This is a genomic window from Nonomuraea sp. NPDC048892 (genome assembly GCF_040649735.1).
Taxonomy (GTDB): Bacteria; Actinomycetota; Actinomycetes; order Streptosporangiales; family Streptosporangiaceae; genus Nonomuraea; species Nonomuraea maheshkhaliensis.
In genome coordinates this window covers 1,080,095-1,098,807 of the sequence record NZ_JBEZFZ010000001.1, presented here as the reverse complement: position 1 = coordinate 1,098,807, position 18,713 = coordinate 1,080,095, and the positions used below count along the sequence as shown (strand labels likewise).

Sequence of the window (18,713 nt, the reverse complement as noted above, 5' to 3'; positions counted from 1 at the left end):
TCACCCCACTCCGTGCGAGACGGGACGCGTTGACTGTTGCCACCCATCGTGTGGCGCCTGCTCAGATCTGGTTCGTGCCACCGTCGACGTAGATGTTCGCGCCGACGACGTAGCTGCTCTCTGCCGAGGCCAGGAAGGCCACGGCTGCGGCGGCCTCCTCAGGCCGGACCATGCGGCCCTTGGCCACGGTCGCGGCGACATTCTCCTTGACGGCCCTGGCGGTCTCCTCGTCGCCGAAGGCGGCGGTGCCCCCGGGAGTCTCGATCCATGCCGGCGAGACCACGTTGACCCGGATGCCGCGGTCCTTGAGCTCGTTGGACCACGTCCGCGCGAAGGACCGGACGGCCGCCTTCGACGCCGCGTACGCGCCGAACGCCTCTGCTCCGCGGTCGCCAGCGGTCGAACCGACCAGGACGATCGAGGCTCCGTCGTTGAGCAGCGGCAACGCCTTCTGCACGGTGAACAGCGTGCCTCGGACGTTGATCGCGAAGGTCTGGTCGAAGTGTTCCTCGGTGGTCTGTTCCAGCGTCATGAACGCACCGATCGCCGCGTTGGCCACGAGCACGTCCACACCTCTGCCTCGCGCCTGGACCGCCTTGTAGAGCCGGTCCAGGTCCTCCGGCTTCGAGATGTCGCCGGCGACCGCGGTGGCCCTGTCCGCTCCGATGGTCTTGACGGCGGCCTCCAGTTCGGACTCGCGCCGGCCGGTGACGAACACGTACGCGCCCTCGTCCGCCAGCCGTACGGCGGTGGCCAGACCGATCCCGCTGCTGCCCCCGGTGACCACCGACGTCTTGCCTTCCAGCTGTCCCATGTGGGTGCCCCCGTCACTATCGATACCGATTCCTTCGACATCGATGCTGCGACAGATCGCGGATACTATCCATGATGCAGAGTCCGGCATTCTTTACGTATCGTCCAGGAGGTGTCGTCGGTGCTCGGGTTTCGAGATCCGGTGGCTGACGCGATCGGCCTGCTGCGGCCCCGCACGGTGATCGGGCCCAGCCTTCGGGCCGCGGGAGAGTGGGCTTTGCGCTTCGACCCGTTCATGCACGTACGGATCGGCGGCCTCGTCCGCGGCACGTGCTGGTTGACCCTCGAAGGGCGCGAGCCGGTGCTCCTGCGGGAGGGTGACACCTTCATGCTGGGCAACCCGCCGCCTTACGTGCTGGCCGGCACGCTCGACGCAAGCCCACGCCCTGCGGAGCCGGTGTGGGCGGGTGCCGAAGACGGGTTCGTGCGGATCGGCCCGGAATCCGAGGAGGACCTCTACCTCTGCGTCGGGCACATCGCGTTCGACGACAGGAACGCGGCCCTCCTGACCGATCTTCTGCCGCCGCTCGTGATCGTCCGCGTGGCCGATCCTCATGGCAGGCGGCTCGGGCAGCTGATCGACCTCCTGGCCACCGAGGTCGAGGTCGCCGCCGCCGGCGGCCCGCTGGTGCAGAACCACCTCGCACAGATCCTGCTCGTGCACATGCTGCGTGCTCACGCCGGCCAGACAGACCGGCCCACCGGCTGGCTGGGCGCCCTGAACGAGGACGGCATCGGTGCCGCCCTGCGTGCCGTGCACGCGGACGTGGCCCACTCCTGGAGCCTCAAGGAGCTCGCCGAGATCAGCCACATGTCGCGTTCCGCGTTCGCCCAGGCCTTCAAGAGCCACGTCGGGGTTCCGCCGCTGGAGTACCTGATCCAATGGCGGATGAGCCTCGCGCGCGACGCCCTCGCCCGCGACACTCTGTCGATCTCCGAGCTCGCACGGGCCACGGGCTACCTGTCCGAGAGCGCGTTCAGCACCGCGTTCCGCCGCGTGGTCGGTTCGTCGCCCGCACAGTTCCGGAACCAGGCACGGCAGCCGCCGCACTCGGCCGCGAACGCTCCGTCCGAACGACGATCAGCCTGATCTCTGTGCCTGCCGGACACACAACGGGGGTTCCGCTTCCCCGGTCTATCGAATATCGTCGATGGACGATGAATGAGGAGAAGGAGCCTCTGCCGCGGGCGGAGGCAGAGGAGTACGCGAGCTGGTTCAAGGCCCTGGCCGACGCCACCCGGATCCAGATCGTGTCGCTGCTGGCCCGGCGGCGCGCGCCGATGAGCGTGGGCGAGATCGTGGCCGCGTCAGGGGTGGGCCAGTCCACCGTCTCGCACCATCTGAAGATCCTGGCCGAGGTGCGGTTCGTGCTGGTCGAGCGGCAGGGCACCTCCAGCCTGTACCGGATCAACGACAACTGCGTGAGCTGCTTCCCCACAGCGGCCGACGTGGTGATGGGCAAGCCTGTCCCGGCCGCGCCCACCTGCGAGTGAAGGAGCTTCCCCATGGCACAGGACGAGGTCGTGGCGCGCTACTCGCGTCTGGCGCGGGCGGCGCTGGACGGGCAGGACGTCGCCGACTGCTCGGAAGGTGAGTTCGATCAGGGTGGTTTCGGCGCGGCCGGTTACGACGACACCGGCGCGCTGCCCGCGGCGGCGGTGCGGGCGAGCCTGGGATGCGGCAACCCGGTGGCCGTCGCCGAGTTGCGCGACGGGGAGACGGTGCTGGATCTGGGGTCGGGCGGCGGGATCGACGTGCTGCTGTCGGCGCGCCGCGTCGGCCCGTCCGGCACCGTGTACGGGCTGGACGCCAGCCCTGACATGCTGGCGCTGGCCCACCGCAACGCCGAACAGGCGAAAGTGACCAATGTCGAGTTCCTGCACGGCACGATCGAGCGGGTGCCGCTGCCGGACCGCCAGGTGGACGTGGTCATCTCCAACTGTGTGATCAACCTGTCCGACGACAAGGCGGCGGTGCTGGCCGAGGCGTTCCGGGTGCTGCGGCCCGGCGGCCGGTTCGGGGTCAGTGACGTGGTCGTGGACGGCGAACCCGATCCGGACCGGCGTCAGGCGGCTGAGCAGCGCATCGGCTGTGTGGCCGGGGCGCTGCCGGTGGCCGTCTACCGCGAGCTGCTGGCGGCGGCCGGGTTCGTCGGGGTGCGGATCACCCTGACCGCCGACCACGGTGACGGGGTGCGCTCGGCGATCGTCCAGGCCGTCAAACCCGCCGCCGAAGACGGCCTGGAGATCCGGCCGATGCGCGAATCGGACGCCGGACAGGTGCTGGCCGTCTATCAGGCGGGCCTGGACACCGGGCAGGCCAGCTTCGAGACCGTATCGCCGAGCTGGGAGGGCTTCACCACCGCCCGGCTGCCGCACCTGCGCTACGTGGCCGCCGACACCGGCACCGGGCAGGTGACCGGCTGGGTGGCCGCATCCCAAGTGTCTCCCCGGCCCGTCTACGCCGGGGTCGTCGAGCACAGCATCTACGTCCACCCCGGCTGCCAGGCCCACGGCATCGGCCGCGCCCTGCTGAGCGCGTTCATCACGGCCAGTGAGGACGCCGGCGTCTGGACGATCCAGTCCGGCGTCTTCCCCGAGAACACCGCCAGCCTGGCGCTGCACCAGGCCCTCGGCTTCCGCGTGGTGGGCACCCGCGAGCGGCTCGGCCGCCACCACGGCGTGTGGCGGGACGTACTGCTGATCGAACGACGCAGCGGCGTCACCGGCACTTGAGCACCTTCGCCCGTGGAGGTCGGCCATGCCTCGGAGGCGTCAGACGGCTAGCGGCGTGAACAGCGCGCCCAGCCTGGCCACCTGCTCGGGGACGATCCAGTAGTAGACCCAGGTGCCACGCCGTTCACTGCCGATCAGGCCGGCGGTGCGCAGCACTTTCAGGTGGTGGCTGATGGTGGGCGCGGTCAGGTCGAACGCGTCGGTCAGGTCGCACACGCAGGCCTCCCCGCCGGCGTGGGAGCCGATCATGGACAGCAGCCGCAGCCGGACCGGGTCGGCCACCGCCTTGAGCAGCACGGCCAGCTCGGCCGCCTCGCCTTCGCCGAGCGGCTGGCGGGCGATCGGCGCGCAGCACACCGCGTCCTGCGCGTCCTTGCTCTTCGGGACCAGGGGCAGGGTGGCGGCGGTCATGCGGGAGCCTCCGAGACAGACGGGTGGTTCGACGTTCATCTAAATGATAGGCGGTGGTAGCCGGCCCGCGCGGCCGCGGCGGCGATCAGGCAGATGAGCGTGACGGCGGCCACGGCCCGCAGGGCCGGCGGGGCCAGGGGTGCTCGGGGTGCGGGTCAGCCGCAGCAGCCGCCGCCCTGGGAGGCCCCGACGGTGGCCAGTGGCAGCGGGGTGGCCAGCAGGCCGCCGCTGACCCCGGTGGCCAGGCCCACGCGCTGCTCCTGCGCCTCGGCCAGGTTGGATGAGCACACGCCGGTCTCGGGCAGATCGAGTCGCACGTCCCGGGCGGCCTCCCAGTCGCCGGCCAGGGCGGCGACGACGGAGCGGGCCTGCTCGTAGCCGGTGGCCAACAGGAAGGTGGGGGCGCGGCCGTAGCTCTTGACGCCGATGGCGTAGTAGCCGGGCTCGGGGTGGGCGAGTTCGTCGGCGCCATGCGGCGGGACGGTGCCGCAGGAGTGTGCGTTCGGGTCGATCAGCGGGGCGAGGGCTCGGGTGGAGCCGAGGATGGGGTCGAGGTCGAGGCGCAGCTCGCTCGCGATGGCGTGGTCGGGGCGGTAGCCGGTGGCGGCCACGATGCGTTCGGCGGTGATGGTCTGCTCGTGGCCGGACGGGTCGCGGCTGATCACCCGTGCCTGTTCGCCGTCGCGTTCGATGTTGTGGGTGAAGAAGCCGGTCACCAGGCGGATGCGGCCGCTCGCGACGTGGGCGTGCAGGCGGGTGCCGAGCGCGCCGCGGGCGGGCAGTGCGTCCGCTTCGCCGCCGCCGTAGGCGCGGGCGGCGTCGCCGGCGCGGATCGCCCAGGTGATCGGAGTGTCCTCCAGTTGGGCGAGGGCGAGCAGGGTGGTGGCGGCCGAGTGGCCGGCGCCGACGACCAGGACGTGCTTGCCGGCGTAGCGGTCGCGGTCGGCGCCGAGGACGTCGGGCAGCGCGTGGTCGACCAGCTCCGCCACGTCCGTCTCGCCGTGGGCGGGCAGGCCGGAGGCACCGAGCACGTTCGGGGTGGCGTAGGTGCCGGAGGCGTCGATGACGGCGCGGGCGTGCAGCTCGCCGCCGTCGGCCAGGCGGATCAGGAACGGCGCCTGCTCACGGCCCGCGGTGCGCACCCGGTCGTAGCCGAGCCTGCTGATCGCGCTCACCTTCACTCCGGTACGGACCCGGTCGCCGAACAGCTTGGCCAGCGGAGCCAGGTAGTCGTCGATCAGTTCGGCGCCGGTGGGCAGCCACTCGGGGTCCGGCGCGCTCCAGCCGCCGGCTTCCAGCAGGCGGCGGGCGGCGGAGTCGATGTCGTACTTCCACGGGCTGAACACCCGCACATGCCCCCACTGGGCCACCGACGCGCCTGCCTGCTCGCCTGCCTCCAGCACCACGAAGCCGAGGCCCCGTTCGGACAGGTGAGCCGCCGTGGCCAGGCCGACCGGGCCGGCGCCGATGACCACGACGGGCAGGTCGCCGGGGTGTGCGGCTTGGTGGCTGGGCTCCAGTTCGACGGCGGTGGGACCGCAGCATCCGCTCATGGTGCTTCTCCTCATCGTTGCGCGAGCTAGCGCGTTGTTTTGATGGCTGTCTAAACAGCTTCGATCGAAGAATGCCCGACAATTTAGAGGAATGTCAAATTAGAAGTACATCTAATCAGGAAGGTGAACTGCTTACGCGCAGGTGGCGGACGAGTGCGGCGACGACGTGGCGGGCGGCGGCGCCGACCCCGCGCAGGGTGTTGGAGGAGGGCGTACGCTGCCACTCCAGGCCCAGGTAGCCGAGGCCGGGATGGGTGAGCGACAGGCCACGGCGCTGGCGCGGGCGCCCGTCCGCGCCAGCGCACCCGTCTCGGCGAGATAGGGCAGATCCGGCCGGTACCCGGTGGCCAGCAGCACCGCGTCGACGCGCTCGCGCCGACCGTCGGACCAGACGACCTGATCGCCGTCCAGCCGGGTGAACATCGCCCGCCGCACGTAGCGCCGCTCGCGCAACGCCCGGCGGTAGCGGCCGTCGTCGAGCACCGGCGCGGCGGGCGGAGCGTCGGCACGGGCCAGCGGGAGCCGGTCGAAGCCGGTCACCCGGAACCAGAAATGCAGGTCCCGGCCCAGCGGACGCTGCTCGACGAACCGGATCGGCGCCCGGCCGGCCAAGGTCACCCGGCGCTCGGCGGCCAGCTCGTACGCGACCTGGACCGCCGAGTTGCCCGCCCCGACCACGACGACGTGCTCACCGGGCAGCGAGGCCGGCGAGCGGTAGTCGGCGACGTGCAGCACCGGGCGCGCGAAGGCGTCCAGGCCGGGCAGGGCGGGCCGGTGCGGGCGGCCGAAGGAGCCGCTGGCCGCGACCACGGCGAAGGCGGTCAGCTCCTGTCCGCCGGCCAGTCGTACGAGGAAGCCGCTCGCGCCGGGCTGGACGACTTCGACGCGAGCGCCGGTGCCCCCGCATCGATCCCGGCCCCGATCCCGACCCCGTCCGCGGAACGCGCCGCTGATGGCGTGCTGGGGGTGCGTACGCTGCCGGAGGGGCAGGGCGTCGTGGTCGAGCTGACGGCGCTGGACCGCGTCTCCCCCAGCTGGTGGTCGCGCGCTGGCGGGTGCGCAACGACACCGACCAGGAGTACGAGTTCGGCGCGAAGCTGGCCGTGCCGTGGCACAGCTCCCGGCTGCACAGCAACTCCATCGACGGCCATGCCGACAACTCCGGCACCGACGCCATCAACGACCCACTGTCCGCCAAGCGGGCGCGCCGTCGAGGCGATGCTGCGCGAGCTGGTCACCCGTGACGGCCTGACGTACAGGGCGCGTGGGTATGGCTCCCGCCGCCCCATCGCCAAGAACGACCGCGAGTCGGGACGTCGCCTCAACCGTCGTGTCACCGTCAGCTTCGACCGTCCCGCCGCCGAGCCCGGTCCCTCCGCCTCCGCCTCCGAGACCGTTGGGACGGCCGCGCCGCGGCCCGCCACGACGAGCACGGAGCTGCCGGTCGTCGCGACGGCGCGGGCAGGCACCCCGCCGGACATCGAGCGGACGCAGTGGCCCCGGCAGGCCGAGATGGACATCAACGAGCTGCGGCGCGACGCGGGCGGCAACGTCCTGCTCACCTGGACCGTGCATAACCAGGACGAGACCCCGCTCAACGTCTGGAGCTCCTCGCACGACTACGGCAGCGTCTACGAGGAGGCCAGCACCAGCGCGATCACGCTGGTCTCCGGCGAGCAGCGGTGCCGGGTGTTGCGCGACGTGGAGACCCGCGTCGCCATCGGCCCCGACCTGATTCGCACCGGGCTGGACGAGTACACGGTGGAGAAGGGCGAGCGGTACACGCTGTGGGCGATGTTCAAGCCGCCCGCCGATCTTGCCCGCGTCACCGTGCGGATTCCCGGGTTCGAGCCCGTCCCTGACGTGCCGATCTCCTGAGGCCGTACCGACCTCCGCCCTCAGGCAGCCCCGACGCTCGCGATGAACTCGAGGAGCGCCTGGGACAACTCCTTCGGGGCCTCCATCGCCGCGTAGTGGCCCACGCCGTCGAGCTGCACGGACCGGATCTCCGTCGACGCGGCTCGCGACATGGTGCCGGCCGTGAAGGGGCCGCCGCCGGCGCCGACCGCGAGCACCGGCGCCTTCAGCCCGGGTTGTCGCGCGAGGGCCTGGATCTCGGCGCCCTCGCGCAGCATCGACCGGTAGAGGCCGATCGCGCCGCGCCAGCCGTCGGGGCGTGCGTAGGTGCGGGCGAACTCCTCGATGTCGGGCTCGGTGAACGCGTCCGGGGTCGCGGTCATGGACGGGAACGCGTGCCGTCCGAGGAACTCGCGTTCGCGGCCGGTGAGCAACAGCTCCGGGATGCCGGGCGCGGCGAGGACTCCGATGTGCCAGGCGCCGCCACGGGTGACGTCGGCCAGCGCTTCCAGGCCGAACCCGGGCAGGCCCATCTCGATGGCGGTGAGGCTGAGCACGTCCTCGGGATGGGCGGTGGCCAGGCGGAACACGGTCGCGCCGCTGATGTCCTGCCCGGTGAGGTGGACGGGGCCGGCGCCGAAGTGGGCGATCAGCTGGTGGAGGTCCTCGGCCGCGGTCGCGCTGTCGTACGCGCCCGGTCCGTTGCCGGAGTCGCCGAATCCGCGCAGATCGACGGCGAAGACGCGATGGTGGACGGCGAGCAGCGGGATGAGTCTGTGGAACGTCCACCAGGTCTCCGGGAATCCGTGCACCAGCAGGATCGGGGGCCCGCCTGTGCCCGCGGCGACGTAGTGCAGGGTCGTGCCGTTGACCTCGGCTCGGTGGTGGGTGACCCCCGGAAGTGTGGCTCCGGCCATGGGCTCTCCTCAATTCGACAGTCAGGGTGTCGAAATATAGACACCCAGACTGTCTTTTGTCCAGGCGGTGCCGTAGTCTTCGTCCATGTCTCGTTCTGGCGCCGATCTCGCCCTGCTGCTGCTCGGAGGCTTCCGTACGCTCGTGGACGCCGCGATCGAGGAGCTGGAGCGGCGGGGTTTCGAGGATGTGCGTCCCGTTCACGATTTCGCGATGCGGGCCATCGCCGCGGGCGCCGACAACGCCTCAGAGCTGGGACGCCGCCTGTCGATCTCCAAACAGTCGGCCGCCAGGACCATCGCGGTGCTGCAGGAGCGCGGCTACGTGGCCCGCGACACCGACCCCGAGGACGCCCGCCGCAAGCGCCTCCAGGTCACCCCGCTCGGCTTCGAGGTGATGCGCCAGGGCGAGGCCATCTTCGACGAACTGCGCGAGCAATGGGGCAGGAAGATCGGCGCCACCGAGCTCAAAACCCTGGAAGCCCATCTGTCAGCGCTGGTGGGCACCCTGCCCGTGCGCTTCGACACCCCCGGCTGGATCACCCGCGACCTCGGCGAACCGGCATCAGCGAGCGGGTGATCCATCAACCATCGTCCCGCCTCGGGGGCTCAGCCGGTGAATTCGTTGACACCGAGGGCGAAGTCCCAGTGGCCGATCCCGTTGCCGGCGAGGCTCACCGTGACCAGGCCCATTCCTTCCAGCCAGTGCGCCATTTTCAGGCCGCCGACGTCCACCGGGCGTAGCCCGAGGCTCTCGATGAATGCCGCCACGCCCGCCTTGGCCTGCGCATCGTCGCCGGCGATGAAGACGTCGGGCCGGCCGTTCTCCAGGACATTACGGAATATGGTGTTGAACGCCTTCACCACGCCGGCGCCGGCCGGGGCCACCTTGGCGACCTCCTGCGCGATCGAGGTCTCCTCGCCGTGAATCAGTCCGTCGAACGTGGCGTTGAAGGGGTTGCTGATATCGACGATGACCTTGCCCGCGAGGGCGTCTCCGTACTCGGTGACGACCGGAACGACTCCGTCGTGCAGCAGGGCCGTGATGACGATGTCCCCGGCCGGGACGGCGCCCCACTTGCCCGCCGTCGCGCCGCCGCCCAGAGCCCTGGCCAGGTCATCGGCCTTGGACTGATCGCGTCCCATGACCTCGACGAGGTTGCCGCCCGCCACCGCGAGCGTGCCGATGGTACGGGCCATGTTCCCCGTGCCGATGAGGGTGATGCTGCTCATAGATGTGCTCTTTTCTTCAGATGGCGGTGGTGCCGCCGTCTGCGATCAGTTCCAGGCCGTTGACGTAACTGGAGTCGTCGGAGGCGAGGAACAGGGCGACAGTGGCGATTTCTTCGGGACGGCCCATCGTTCCCCGGGGGATGAGGGATTCGAATGCGGCCTTGGTCGCCTCGTCGAACAGTTCTTCCTGTTTGGCGGTGGCGACCTGGCCGGGGGTCAGGACGTTGACCCGGATCTTGCGGTCACGCAGTTCGTTGAGCCAGACGCGGGCCCAGGCCTGCTGGACGGCTTTGCTGCCCGCGTAAAGGCTCCAGCCGGGGAAGGCGCCGAGGGAGGCGTTGGATCCGGTCATGAAGATCGAGCCGTTGTCGTTGATCAGCGGCAGCGCCTTCTGCACGGTGAACAGGGTGCCGCGCGCGTTGAGTGAGAAGGCGCGGTGGAACTGTTCCTCGGTGATCTCGCCGAGAACGGCGGGTTCGCCCATCCCGGCGCTGGCCCACAGCACGTCGATCGAACCCTTTTCCCGCTTGACGGTGTCGTACAAGCGGTCCAGGTCGTCCAGTTCGGCGGCGTCACCCTGGACGGCGGTGACGTTGCGGCCGATCTGCTTGACGGCGTCGTCCAATGCTTCCTGACGCCGGGCCTGGATGAAGACGTACGCTCCTTCCTCGACGAACAGTTTGGCGCCGGCCAGTGCCATGCCGGTGGATCCACCGGTGATCACCGCTACTTTTCCATCAAGTTTTCCCACAATAACTCCGTTGAAATAATGGGTATCTTCACGAGATCAGGGAATCACGCCGTGCGACAAACCCGAATCGCCGACGTGCTCATCCTGATTCCGAATTCTCGAACCGAAATCGCCCGGACCCGATTAACGATGCCATCGGCCGCATTGGGTGTCCAAGACCTCTTTCAGCTGTGGCGATACCCTGGAGACATCGCCGGACCGGGAGGCTCCATGGATCTGGACCTGCGCAAGTTGCGCTATTTCGTCGCCGTCGCCGACAGGCTGCATTTCGGCCGCGCCGCCGATGAGCTGCACATCGCGCAGCCGGTGCTCAGCCGGCAGATCCGCGCACTGGAAAAGGATCTCGGCGCCTCACTGTTCACCAGGGACAGCCACGGCGTGGCGCTGACCGACGCGGGCCGGCAACTGCTGGACGACGCCGGTCCGCTGCTCGCCTCCGCGCACGCGGTCCGGCGCCGGGTGTCCGTGGCCGCCCGCGGCAGCCGGCGGCTGGTGGTCGGCTTTCGAGCCGGCATCCCGGTCATCCCGGCAGCGCGGGTGTTCGAGGCCCGGCAGCCGGACGTGGTCGTGGACGTGCAGCGGATGGAGTGGGACGACCAAGCCCTGATGCTGCTGGACGGTCGCGTCGACGTCGGCTACGTACGGCTGCCCATCGACGAGACCGGCCTGCGCCTGACTCCGCTCTACACCGAGCCGCTCATGGTGGCGCTGCCCGCCGGTCACCGGCTGGCCGGCAAGGAGCAGGTCACCGAGGCCGACCTGGCCGGTGAGCGGCTGGTCTGGCATGCCGACCCGAGCACGCAGCCCACCAGGCGCCCGCTCCCCGACTCCGGGCTCCGGGTGCGCGGAGTGGAGGAGAAGCTCGAACACGTCGCGGCCGGCCGGGGCATCTCGTTCGTGGGGCGTTCTGAGACCGTGTTCTACTCACGTCCGGACATCAGCTACGTGCCCATCCCGGAGCTGGCGCCCGAACAGGTGTGTCTCGCGGTGGCGGCATCGCGCACGTCGCCGGTGGTCGACGACTTCTTCGCCGCGGCTCAGACGACGGCCGAGATCACCGCGGAATGTGGGAACTACGACATGTGGCCGCTTGGAAGCGGTGCCGTTTGAGGCCCACGGCATGCCCTACCGCAGGGAGAGTGCCTGGCCAGGGCACACGTGCACCGCTTCGCGGGCCTTCTCGGCCAGCTCGCCCTCCGGTTTCTCGTTCAGCACGATGACCGTGCCGTCGTCCTCGCTCTGGTCGAACAGCTCAGGCTCTGTGAGCACGCACTGTCCGGCACCGACGCACCTGCCGGTGTCCGCGATGATCTTCATGTGCCCTCCAGATGGCAGTTCGTCTACCAGGTCACCGGGAGCCGGTGCAGGCCGTAGATGTTCGCGTCGTCCTTGAACGGCAGCTCGTCGACCTCCATGGCCGGCCGCAGTGTGGGGACGCGGCGAAACAGCGTGTCGAACACGATCTGCAGCTCCATCCGCGCCAGGTTCTGGCCCAGACACTGGTGCGGCCCGAACCCGAACGCGACGTGGTGGCGCGCGCCGCGCTCGATGTCGAGCTCGTCCGGGTTCTGGAACGCCCGCGGGTCCCGGTTGGCCGAGTAGCCGAGCGCCAGCACGCCTTCGCCGGCCTTGATGAGCTGCCCGCCGACCTCGATGTCCTCGACGCACAGCCGGGCCGTCGCCGCGTCGATGATGGTGAAGTACCGCAGCATCTCCTCGACCGCGTTGAGCGTTCTGCCCGGGTCGGCCGTGATCATCGCGAGTTGCTCCGGGTTGCGCAGGAACGCCAGGGTCGACAGCGAGATCATGTTCGCCGTCGTCTCGTGGCCGGCCACGAGCAGCAGGAAGCCCATGCCGGCCAGCGCCGTCCGGCGGTAGGAGCCGTTCGCGCGCAGCTTGACGATCTGCCGCCCGAGCAGGTCGTCCGGCGGGTTCTGCTCCTTCTCCGCGACGAGGTCGGTCATGTAGCCCTGGACGGCCCCCATGGCCGCCAACCGGTCCTCTGGCGGTGTCGACTGGCTGATCATCTTCACCGTGTGCTGCTGAAAGAACTCGTGGTCGGCGTAGGGCACACCCAGCAGCTCGCAGATCACCAGGGACGGGACCGGCAGCGACAGCGACTCCACCAGGTCGCCGGGGCGCGGCCCGGCCAGCAGCTCGTCGATCTGCCCGTCGACGATCTCCTGGATCCGCGGCCGCAGCGCCTCCAACCGGCGCACCGTGAACTCGCCGAGCACGGCCCTGCGCGCCGGCCCGTGCTCGGGCGCGTCCATCTCGATCAGGAAGCGCTCCGCGTCCGGCCGCCGGGACGCCGCCTCGCCCTTGACCAGCTGCGGGAAGTCCGGATGTTGCCGGTGGGCGCTGAAGCGCCGGTCGTTCAGCACGGTTCGTACGTCTTCGTGGCGGGTGACCGCCCAGGCCCACCCGCCGTCGGGCAGGCGTACCCGCGAGACCGGATCTTCTTCGCGGATCTCCTCGTAGGCAGGCGGCGGCGCGAACGGGCACGTACGGGCCATGGGGAACTCGTACTTCTCGGTGGTCATGACTTTTCCTTCCGATAGAGGGAGCCTGGACAGCGCATTCACCTGCGGCCCGTCGCCTCCCGGGCGAAGTGCGGTTCCGCCGCTTCCAGTCGCGGTGCCGAGATGCCCAGCCGTCGTGCTTCCGCCAGGGTGTCCCGGCAGACCTCGCGCGGCTCCGCGGCCTCGGGGTCGGAGTGCGCCCCGAAGCTCATGCGTACGGGCGCGAAATGAGCGGTCAGCCAGGCCAACACGGGGGCCGTCAGCCAGGTGGGCGCCCGGAACAGCAGCACACCGCCCCGGTGACGGCGCAGGTCGACGCCGCGTGCCTCAAGGAGCGGCAGCAGCTCGCGGCCGGCCAGCAGCGCCTCGCGCAGGTCGCCCGTCGCCCCGGCCAGCTTGGACAGGGACCCCAGCCGCACGCCCTGCGAGAACAGGCCGGCATCCGACACGAAATGGACCCACAGCCAGCCGCGGAAGTCGGGCCGCTCCTTGATCCTGAGCCCGGCCTGGCGAAACGCCTGGCGGACGGCACGCTCCCGGTCGGTCGGGGGCCGGCCGAGGGTGCCGAAGACGACCGACGGCAGCAGCATCGCGCGGAGCACGCCGTCCGCGCCGAACCCGCCACCGGCCTGGGGAAAGCCCCAGGCGATCCGGTCGACGGGGAGTGCGCCGATCGCGGCCGACGGTTCGGTCCAGAGGTTGCCGAAGACCAGCACCGTGGCCTGGCCGACACGCGGAGACAGGAAGGCCGTCGCCTCCGGGAGGCGGTGGTGCGGCACGCTGAGCACGATCAGGTCGAAGTCGTGCTCCGGTTCCAGCTCCTCGCGGTAGCGCACCGGCCACTTCTCGACGACGCGCCGTCCCCACACCCGGCGCCGCATGTCGGTCAGGTCGAGGTCCACCGCGTCTCCGTACGTCGCCGCGCGGCCAGGCCGGACGTAGAACTCGACCTCATGTCCCGCCTGCTGCAAGACCCAGCCGTAGACGGTGGCGATCACGCCTCGGCCGAACATCAGGATCTTCACGCTGCACCTCGTGAGGTACGATCGATCTGGAGACTATCTCCACTTTCGAAAATATGGAGACCATCTCCATTTGTCAACGCGAGGGAGCGCATGACCGCCGACAAACCGCTGCGGGCCGACACCCGCGCCGACAAACCGCTGCGGGCCGACGCCCGGCGCAACCGCGATCTCCTGATCGCCAAGGCACGGGAGCTCTTCGACGCCGGCGACTTCTTCGACATCCGCTTCGACGACGTCGCCCGCCTGGCCGGGGTGGGCACCGGCACGCTGTACCGCCACTTCCCCACCCGGGAGTCACTGGCCGAAGCGGTCTACCACGGGGAGGTCACCGCGCTGTGCGACCGCGCCCGCCGGCTCCAGGCCACGCTGCCCGCGGCGGAGGCGCTGGCGACCTTCCTGCGCGACATGGTCGACCACATCGATGCCCACCAGGGCCTGGCCAGGACGCTGGCCACGCTCATGGCCGATCACTCGGGCGCCCTCGCCGAGGGCAGCCGGGTGCTGGAGCAGGCCGTCACCGACCTGGTGGCCGCCGCCGTACGGGACGGCGCCGTTCGCGACGACGTGGGCGCCGGCGCCGTGATGATGGCGCTGCACGGCATCGGCGCGGCCCACGACCGGCCCGGCTGGCGGGCCGAGGCCGACGATGTCATCACCCTGGTGCTGGACGGGCTGCGCCGCCCGCTGTGACGAGGTGTGACACGACGTCGCAGCGCGCCGCGACCGCGGAGGTCAGGGAAGCAGGAGTCCCCGGTACAGGGCCCACAGGATGAACAGGACGCCCGCGGCCGTGACCACGCGCACCCGGGCCGAGGTCGTACGCCCCTCGCGTGAAGTCGCGCAAACCTGACAAGATCCCGCTATCGTGCGGCAGATCATTGCAACCGTCACAGGAGCCGCTCTCCTCATGCCGAAGGTAGAAACCCCGCGCACAGAAGCTGCCCCGGCCGCCCGCCCCCGCCGGAAGCCACGGATCCCGCTCATCTCCACCGCGGTCGCCGCGTCCGTGACAGCCGGTGTCCTCGTCGGCAACGCTCCCGCGCCGGCGCACCTCGCCCCGCAGCCGGTGGCCGTCCAGGCGCCGAACAAGACCAAGACGGCCGGCTCGTTCTCCCTCGCCTACGTACGGGTCGCCGGCGCGTCCAGGATCAACCAGGCCGGGGTCACGTGCTACTACGGCCCGGTGAGCTTCGGCATCGGCCTGGACGGACCCAAGCCGGGAGCCAAGTTCTCCTACCGGTGGATCGTGGACGGCAAGGTCTTCAAGAAGGGCACCAGACGCCTCCCCTCCTACGGCCGCAGCGACTACTTCGGCTCCAAGAAGCAGGTCAAAATGGACCTGGGCACCGCACACAAGGTCGTCTTCCAGCTCACCTCACCGCAGCGGCGGTCGAAGTCTGCCAAATGGGTCATGTGCTGAGATAGGCCCCGCCCTGAGCTTCGCTACGACTGGCGATCATTGAGTTCGGCCCGGAGACCGTTGAGAATCGTTCGCAGGCCGAACTCAAGATCCTGGCCATGCGATCGACGAACAGCCTCTGCATCACAATCAATGGCGGCCGAACGCCTTCATCAGGCAGGGCAGCACGCCGCCGATCCTGGGGAACCCTCTTTTGCATGAGGAAAGGCCGGCGAACCGTGGTGAACGAAATTGTCGCTCGTTACACTGACGCGCTCGATCAGTTCGGTGAGGACATGACGTACACGGTGACGATCCCCGACTCGGGCGTCCTCACCGTCGAAGCTGCCGTGCGGCGCATGGGATACACCGCCGCCGACCTGCAAGGCCCGGACGAGCTACCGCACACCGGCGGCAGCATTTCCCTTCGTCAGGTCGGCGCCGGGATTGTCACCCTGGACGGGAATTTTCCTACGCCCGAGCGCCGGCAGGTGACCGACCGACTGGGCGGCGAAGGCTTCCGGCACTGGCATGTGGCCTTCGACATCAACGGCTGTACGAGCATGTACGTCCGCTACGGAGCAGCCGAGGGCGATCTGGAAGGCCCCGAACCGGCCTCCAGGCCTTTCACACCCTGGACCGAACTCCTCGGTCCATTAAGTACGTACGTCGACCTCTTCACCAGGTGCTACGACAGCGAGGAGGCAGACGCATCGGTGGACATCGTCGCAGCCTGCCTGGCCGTAGTCGAAGCAGAGAGCGGCATTCGCCTGGACCAGGAGCTCATGCGCGGTCCCGCCCCTGCGCTTTCACTCCCGAATCCAGACTGCGTCGAGAAGCGTGTCGATACAGTTACATGCTGAAATACCCCCTGCTCATCGGCCTCCTGTCGTAACGTCTGCACCGTGAGCGAAGACGACCCGGCAGGCGAGGAAGCGCGCGTGGGGCTGTCGCGGGCGGGCATCGTCGTGACGGCAGGCGTGTTAGCGATACTCGCCGGAGCCGGCGGATGCGGCGACACCGCATCCCCGTCCATCACGGACACGGTGACCGCCTCCTCATCCCCCAGCGACGAGACCGCTCCGGCACGTCCCGAGCGGTCCAAGCAGGTCCGCACCCCCGATCACACTCCGGGTCGCACGCCGCCCCCGTGCCTGAGCGGCGGCGGGGACCCGGTCAGCGTCCCGTGCCCATCGGTCAAGCGATCGCGCGTTCCCGAGCCCACCATCACGGTGCCGCTGCCGTCGACGTCACCGCCGGTCAACTCGCCGTCCCCCTCGGTGCGCGAGCCCGAGCCGGCACCAGAGGTGACCATGTCCGATCCGGCACCGCGGGTGATCACGTCCGAGCCGGCACCGGAGGTGACCGTGTCCGAGCCGGTAGCGCAGGCGACCACGTCGCCATGACGACCGAGGCGTCCGCGCACGACCCCGGTCCCGGCGAACGGTCCAAGCCGGAGCCGACCCGGCCGCTCGACGTGGTAGGGCTGATCGCCCTGCTGCTCACCACCTCCGGGGCCGCCCTGATCTACATGGGCTGGGCCTACCTGGACGGTTATCTGCGGCCGTTCTTCCTCAAGCCGACGGACCTGAACTACCGTCCGGACGAGTACGCGCTGTACGGGCTCAACCTGTTCTCCCCGGCGTTCCTGCCCTGGATGGCGGCCCTGCCGCTGCTGCTGGCCGCGGCCGGCCGGCGTGCCGTCCTGCTGCCGCGGCTTCCCGCCCGGCTGCGCGCCTTCGCCACCGCGGCCCGTGCGCACCGCCTCGCGCGCCTGCTGGGCGACCCTGCTCGCGTGGGCGCCGCCCTGACGGCGGTCGCCCTGGTCCTGGTCCTCATCTCGCTGCACCTGCTGACCGTCAACACCTATCTGCTGCTGGCTCTGGTCATCGTCGGGCCGTTGCTGCTCACCTGGCCCGCACGCGGCACCCCGCTGGGCCACATCGCCTTCGCCGTGGCCGCCACCATCGCCGTCTTCTGCCTGCTGTGGACGGCGGCCTTGTACGCCGCCGACCGGGGCACCAGCTCGGCCCGCGCCCTCATAGAAGGCCTCGACGACCGCCCCCAGGTCGCCCTCTACACCGCGGACACCCTGGCCCTCAGGGTCCCCAACGTCGACCGCGAGCCCTTCGCCGAAGGCGGATACAAGTACCGCTACATGGGCCTGCGCCTGCTGCTCGCGCGCGGCGACACCTACTACCTGATCCCCGCCGTCACCCTCGCCGAATGGTCCGCCGGCAACGGCCGCACCGTCGTCGTCAAGGAAGAAGACGACATCCGTGTGGAAATCCTGCCGGGCACCCGCCCGGGCTGACTTCGCGAACGCGTCGGGGGCCTGGGCTCAGGGTCGATCGCAGGCCGCGGGGCAGAGTTTGGCCTCGGGGTGGCGTGGTGACGGCATGTCCAGGAGCGGCTGGGGCTTCGACTTCAGGTGCTGGTCGAGGAAGGCGGCCACATAGGTGCGGGTGAGCTCGGCGGCGCGGGCCGCGGGCAGTACGCCGTACGCGGGCTTGATCCCGAGGACGTCCGCCAGCAGCGGGGCGTCGGTGAAGGACTGGTGTTCCGCGCCCGTCAGCACGATCCAGCGCTTCCACCCGGTCAGCAGCTTCCAGTCGCGCTCCCACGAGGTGTCGGGGCCTCCGGGTACGTGCTTCTCCGAGCCCAGGAACATGAACGGCCGGGAGAGCCCGCTCTTGGGGATCCGGGCGTAGGTGGTGCCGTCCATGTCGATCCCGGCCCGTACCCGGGAGTCCTTCACCATGGCCGCCAAGGCGCTCGCCCCGCCCAGCGACTGGCCCACCATGGCGATCCTGGACCGGTCGATCCGGGAGGAACCGTCCCACTTCGCGGGCAGTTGATCGAGGACGAAGGAGACGTCGGCCGCCCGGCCCGCGACCGCCCCCGTACCGAAGCCAGGGTCGCTGTCGCTGTCGCAGGCGAGGCACTCGGCGACCCGCCCGCCGGTCAGGGTCGTGGCGTGGCTCTCGTAGGTGTGGTCGATCCCGGCCACCACGTATCCCCGGCCGGCCAGGTCCTCGGCCAGGGAGGTGAGCGTGCTCATGGGGTTGGTGAAGCCGGGAGAGAGCACCACCAGCGGAAGTTTGCGCCCCGTGGGTTCGGCGTCCGTGACGGCGTTCGTCCGGGTCCTGCTCAGGGTGTCGGCGGGCACGCCCGGGATCCGCTTGCCGCGCAGCAGGAGCTCCGACTCCAGCTGGGTCATGTACGGCGCCCGCGGCCCGTCCTTCCGCTCGGCCGGGTACCACAGGGTGACCTTGAGCTCTCTGGCGTCGGCGTCGAGGTTCCAGGGGTCGGGGCGGGAGGTGTCCTTCAGCTGGAGGACGGTGGTGCCGACCGGGTGGGGGCCGGTGGGGGCGGGCAGGGTGGCGGGGCCGGTCGGGGCGGCCGGCGAAGCGGCGGCGCGGGGCGGCGCGGGAGCGGAGCACGCGGACGTGGTGAGGACGGCCAGTCCCGCGGCGACGGCCAGGAGGTGTCTCATCCG

At 70.2% G+C, this 18,713-nt stretch carries 23 protein-coding genes; 12 read left to right on the top strand and 11 right to left on the bottom strand.

Annotation, left to right across the window (positions count from 1 at the left end):
- Window positions 1-61 precede the first annotated feature (61 nt).
- Window positions 62-814: an SDR family oxidoreductase gene (locus AB0C28_RS05420; RefSeq protein WP_358073156.1), complete on the bottom strand. Its 753-nt coding sequence runs from the start codon at window positions 812-814 to the stop codon at window positions 62-64.
- Window positions 815-955: 141 nt separating this feature from the next.
- Here AB0C28_RS05420 and AB0C28_RS05415 point away from each other — a divergent pair, with 141 nt between their 5' ends.
- From AB0C28_RS05415 to AB0C28_RS05405, 3 genes are all read left to right on the top strand, one after another.
- Window positions 956-1,903 (top strand): AraC family transcriptional regulator, encoded by a 948-nt coding sequence (locus AB0C28_RS05415; protein WP_358073155.1) that lies wholly within the window; start codon window positions 956-958, stop codon window positions 1,901-1,903.
- Window positions 1,904-1,971: 68 nt separating this feature from the next.
- Complete coding sequence (locus AB0C28_RS05410) at window positions 1,972-2,307, top strand: metalloregulator ArsR/SmtB family transcription factor (RefSeq protein WP_357838079.1); 336 nt, start codon at window positions 1,972-1,974, stop codon at window positions 2,305-2,307.
- A 12-nt stretch (window positions 2,308-2,319) separates the two neighbouring features.
- Window positions 2,320-3,549, top strand: coding sequence for a GNAT family N-acetyltransferase (locus AB0C28_RS05405; RefSeq protein WP_358073154.1), 1,230 nt, complete (start codon window positions 2,320-2,322; stop codon window positions 3,547-3,549).
- 39 nt (window positions 3,550-3,588) lie between these two features.
- On the opposite strand, the gene AB0C28_RS05400 is transcribed toward AB0C28_RS05405, so the two are convergent.
- From AB0C28_RS05400 to AB0C28_RS05390, 3 genes are all read right to left on the bottom strand, one after another.
- On the bottom strand, window positions 3,589-3,960 hold the full coding sequence (locus AB0C28_RS05400; protein WP_357840625.1) for a metalloregulator ArsR/SmtB family transcription factor: 372 nt from the start codon (window positions 3,958-3,960) through the stop codon (window positions 3,589-3,591).
- A gap of 155 nt (window positions 3,961-4,115) precedes the next feature.
- Window positions 4,116-5,513 (bottom strand): FAD-dependent oxidoreductase, encoded by a 1,398-nt coding sequence (locus AB0C28_RS05395; protein WP_358073153.1) that lies wholly within the window; start codon window positions 5,511-5,513, stop codon window positions 4,116-4,118.
- Between the two features lie 132 nt (window positions 5,514-5,645).
- On the bottom strand, window positions 5,646-6,356 hold the full coding sequence (locus AB0C28_RS05390; protein ID WP_358073185.1) for an NAD(P)-binding domain-containing protein: 711 nt from the start codon (window positions 6,354-6,356) through the stop codon (window positions 5,646-5,648).
- Window positions 6,357-6,550: 194 nt separating this feature from the next.
- On the opposite strand from AB0C28_RS05390, the gene AB0C28_RS05385 reads away from it, so the two are divergent.
- Together AB0C28_RS05385 and AB0C28_RS05380 are read left to right on the top strand one after the other, a co-directional pair.
- On the top strand, window positions 6,551-6,757 hold the full coding sequence (locus tag AB0C28_RS05385) for a hypothetical protein (RefSeq protein ID WP_358073152.1): 207 nt from the start codon (window positions 6,551-6,553) through the stop codon (window positions 6,755-6,757).
- The gene (locus AB0C28_RS05380; protein ID WP_358073151.1) at window positions 6,732-7,391 is read left to right on the top strand and encodes a hypothetical protein; all 660 of its coding nucleotides are present in this window, start codon (window positions 6,732-6,734) and stop codon (window positions 7,389-7,391) included. Before AB0C28_RS05385 ends, AB0C28_RS05380 begins: the two co-directional genes overlap by 26 nt.
- A gap of 20 nt (window positions 7,392-7,411) precedes the next feature.
- On the opposite strand, the gene AB0C28_RS05375 is transcribed toward AB0C28_RS05380, so the two are convergent.
- The gene (locus AB0C28_RS05375; protein ID WP_358073150.1) at window positions 7,412-8,287 is read right to left on the bottom strand and encodes an alpha/beta hydrolase; all 876 of its coding nucleotides are present in this window, start codon (window positions 8,285-8,287) and stop codon (window positions 7,412-7,414) included.
- Between the two features lie 85 nt (window positions 8,288-8,372).
- Between AB0C28_RS05375 and AB0C28_RS05370 the strand changes: the two genes are divergently transcribed.
- Window positions 8,373-8,864 carry a MarR family transcriptional regulator gene (locus AB0C28_RS05370; protein ID WP_357838094.1) on the top strand — a complete coding sequence of 164 codons (492 nt, stop codon included), beginning with the start codon at window positions 8,373-8,375 and terminating at the stop codon, window positions 8,862-8,864.
- A gap of 29 nt (window positions 8,865-8,893) precedes the next feature.
- Here AB0C28_RS05370 and AB0C28_RS05365 read toward each other — a convergent pair whose 3' ends face one another.
- Both AB0C28_RS05365 and AB0C28_RS05360 read right to left on the bottom strand, forming a co-directional pair.
- The gene (locus AB0C28_RS05365; RefSeq protein WP_357838097.1) at window positions 8,894-9,517 is read right to left on the bottom strand and encodes an NAD(P)-binding domain-containing protein; all 624 of its coding nucleotides are present in this window, start codon (window positions 9,515-9,517) and stop codon (window positions 8,894-8,896) included.
- Between the two features lie 16 nt (window positions 9,518-9,533).
- A complete protein-coding gene (locus tag AB0C28_RS05360) occupies window positions 9,534-10,241 on the bottom strand; it encodes an SDR family oxidoreductase (RefSeq protein WP_358073149.1) in 708 nt (235 codons plus the stop codon).
- Between the two features lie 237 nt (window positions 10,242-10,478).
- Between AB0C28_RS05360 and AB0C28_RS05355 the strand changes: the two genes are divergently transcribed.
- On the top strand, window positions 10,479-11,378 hold the full coding sequence (locus AB0C28_RS05355) for a LysR substrate-binding domain-containing protein (protein ID WP_358073148.1): 900 nt from the start codon (window positions 10,479-10,481) through the stop codon (window positions 11,376-11,378).
- 15 nt (window positions 11,379-11,393) lie between these two features.
- Here the strand turns inward: AB0C28_RS05355 and AB0C28_RS05350 are convergent, their stop codons facing one another.
- From AB0C28_RS05350 to AB0C28_RS05340, 3 genes are read right to left on the bottom strand one after another with little or no spacing between them, the layout of a single operon-like run.
- Complete coding sequence (locus AB0C28_RS05350; RefSeq protein ID WP_357838106.1) at window positions 11,394-11,585, bottom strand: ferredoxin; 192 nt, start codon at window positions 11,583-11,585, stop codon at window positions 11,394-11,396.
- A 23-nt stretch (window positions 11,586-11,608) separates the two neighbouring features.
- The gene (locus AB0C28_RS05345) at window positions 11,609-12,811 is read right to left on the bottom strand and encodes a cytochrome P450 (protein WP_358073147.1); all 1,203 of its coding nucleotides are present in this window, start codon (window positions 12,809-12,811) and stop codon (window positions 11,609-11,611) included.
- Window positions 12,812-12,849: 38 nt separating this feature from the next.
- Window positions 12,850-13,815 carry a 2-dehydropantoate 2-reductase N-terminal domain-containing protein gene (locus AB0C28_RS05340; protein ID WP_357838112.1) on the bottom strand — a complete coding sequence of 322 codons (966 nt, stop codon included), beginning with the start codon at window positions 13,813-13,815 and terminating at the stop codon, window positions 12,850-12,852.
- Between the two features lie 90 nt (window positions 13,816-13,905).
- On the opposite strand from AB0C28_RS05340, the gene AB0C28_RS05335 reads away from it, so the two are divergent.
- From AB0C28_RS05335 to AB0C28_RS05315, 5 genes are all read left to right on the top strand, one after another.
- A complete protein-coding gene (locus AB0C28_RS05335; protein ID WP_357838115.1) occupies window positions 13,906-14,505 on the top strand; it encodes a TetR/AcrR family transcriptional regulator in 600 nt (199 codons plus the stop codon).
- Between the two features lie 217 nt (window positions 14,506-14,722).
- Window positions 14,723-15,235, top strand: a complete 513-nt coding sequence (locus AB0C28_RS05330; RefSeq protein ID WP_358073146.1) for a hypothetical protein — start codon at window positions 14,723-14,725, stop codon at window positions 15,233-15,235.
- A gap of 197 nt (window positions 15,236-15,432) precedes the next feature.
- Window positions 15,433-16,077 carry a hypothetical protein gene (locus AB0C28_RS05325; protein WP_358073145.1) on the top strand — a complete coding sequence of 215 codons (645 nt, stop codon included), beginning with the start codon at window positions 15,433-15,435 and terminating at the stop codon, window positions 16,075-16,077.
- A 42-nt stretch (window positions 16,078-16,119) separates the two neighbouring features.
- The gene (locus AB0C28_RS05320) at window positions 16,120-16,620 is read left to right on the top strand and encodes a hypothetical protein (RefSeq protein WP_358073144.1); all 501 of its coding nucleotides are present in this window, start codon (window positions 16,120-16,122) and stop codon (window positions 16,618-16,620) included.
- Window positions 16,617-17,528 (top strand): hypothetical protein, encoded by a 912-nt coding sequence (locus tag AB0C28_RS05315; protein ID WP_357838127.1) that lies wholly within the window; start codon window positions 16,617-16,619, stop codon window positions 17,526-17,528. The genes AB0C28_RS05320 and AB0C28_RS05315 overlap by 4 nt, the downstream gene beginning before the upstream one ends.
- 27 nt (window positions 17,529-17,555) lie before the next feature.
- Here AB0C28_RS05315 and AB0C28_RS05310 read toward each other — a convergent pair whose 3' ends face one another.
- Window positions 17,556-18,710: an alpha/beta hydrolase gene (locus tag AB0C28_RS05310; RefSeq protein ID WP_358073143.1), complete on the bottom strand. Its 1,155-nt coding sequence runs from the start codon at window positions 18,708-18,710 to the stop codon at window positions 17,556-17,558.
- Window positions 18,711-18,713: the final 3 nt, after the last annotated feature.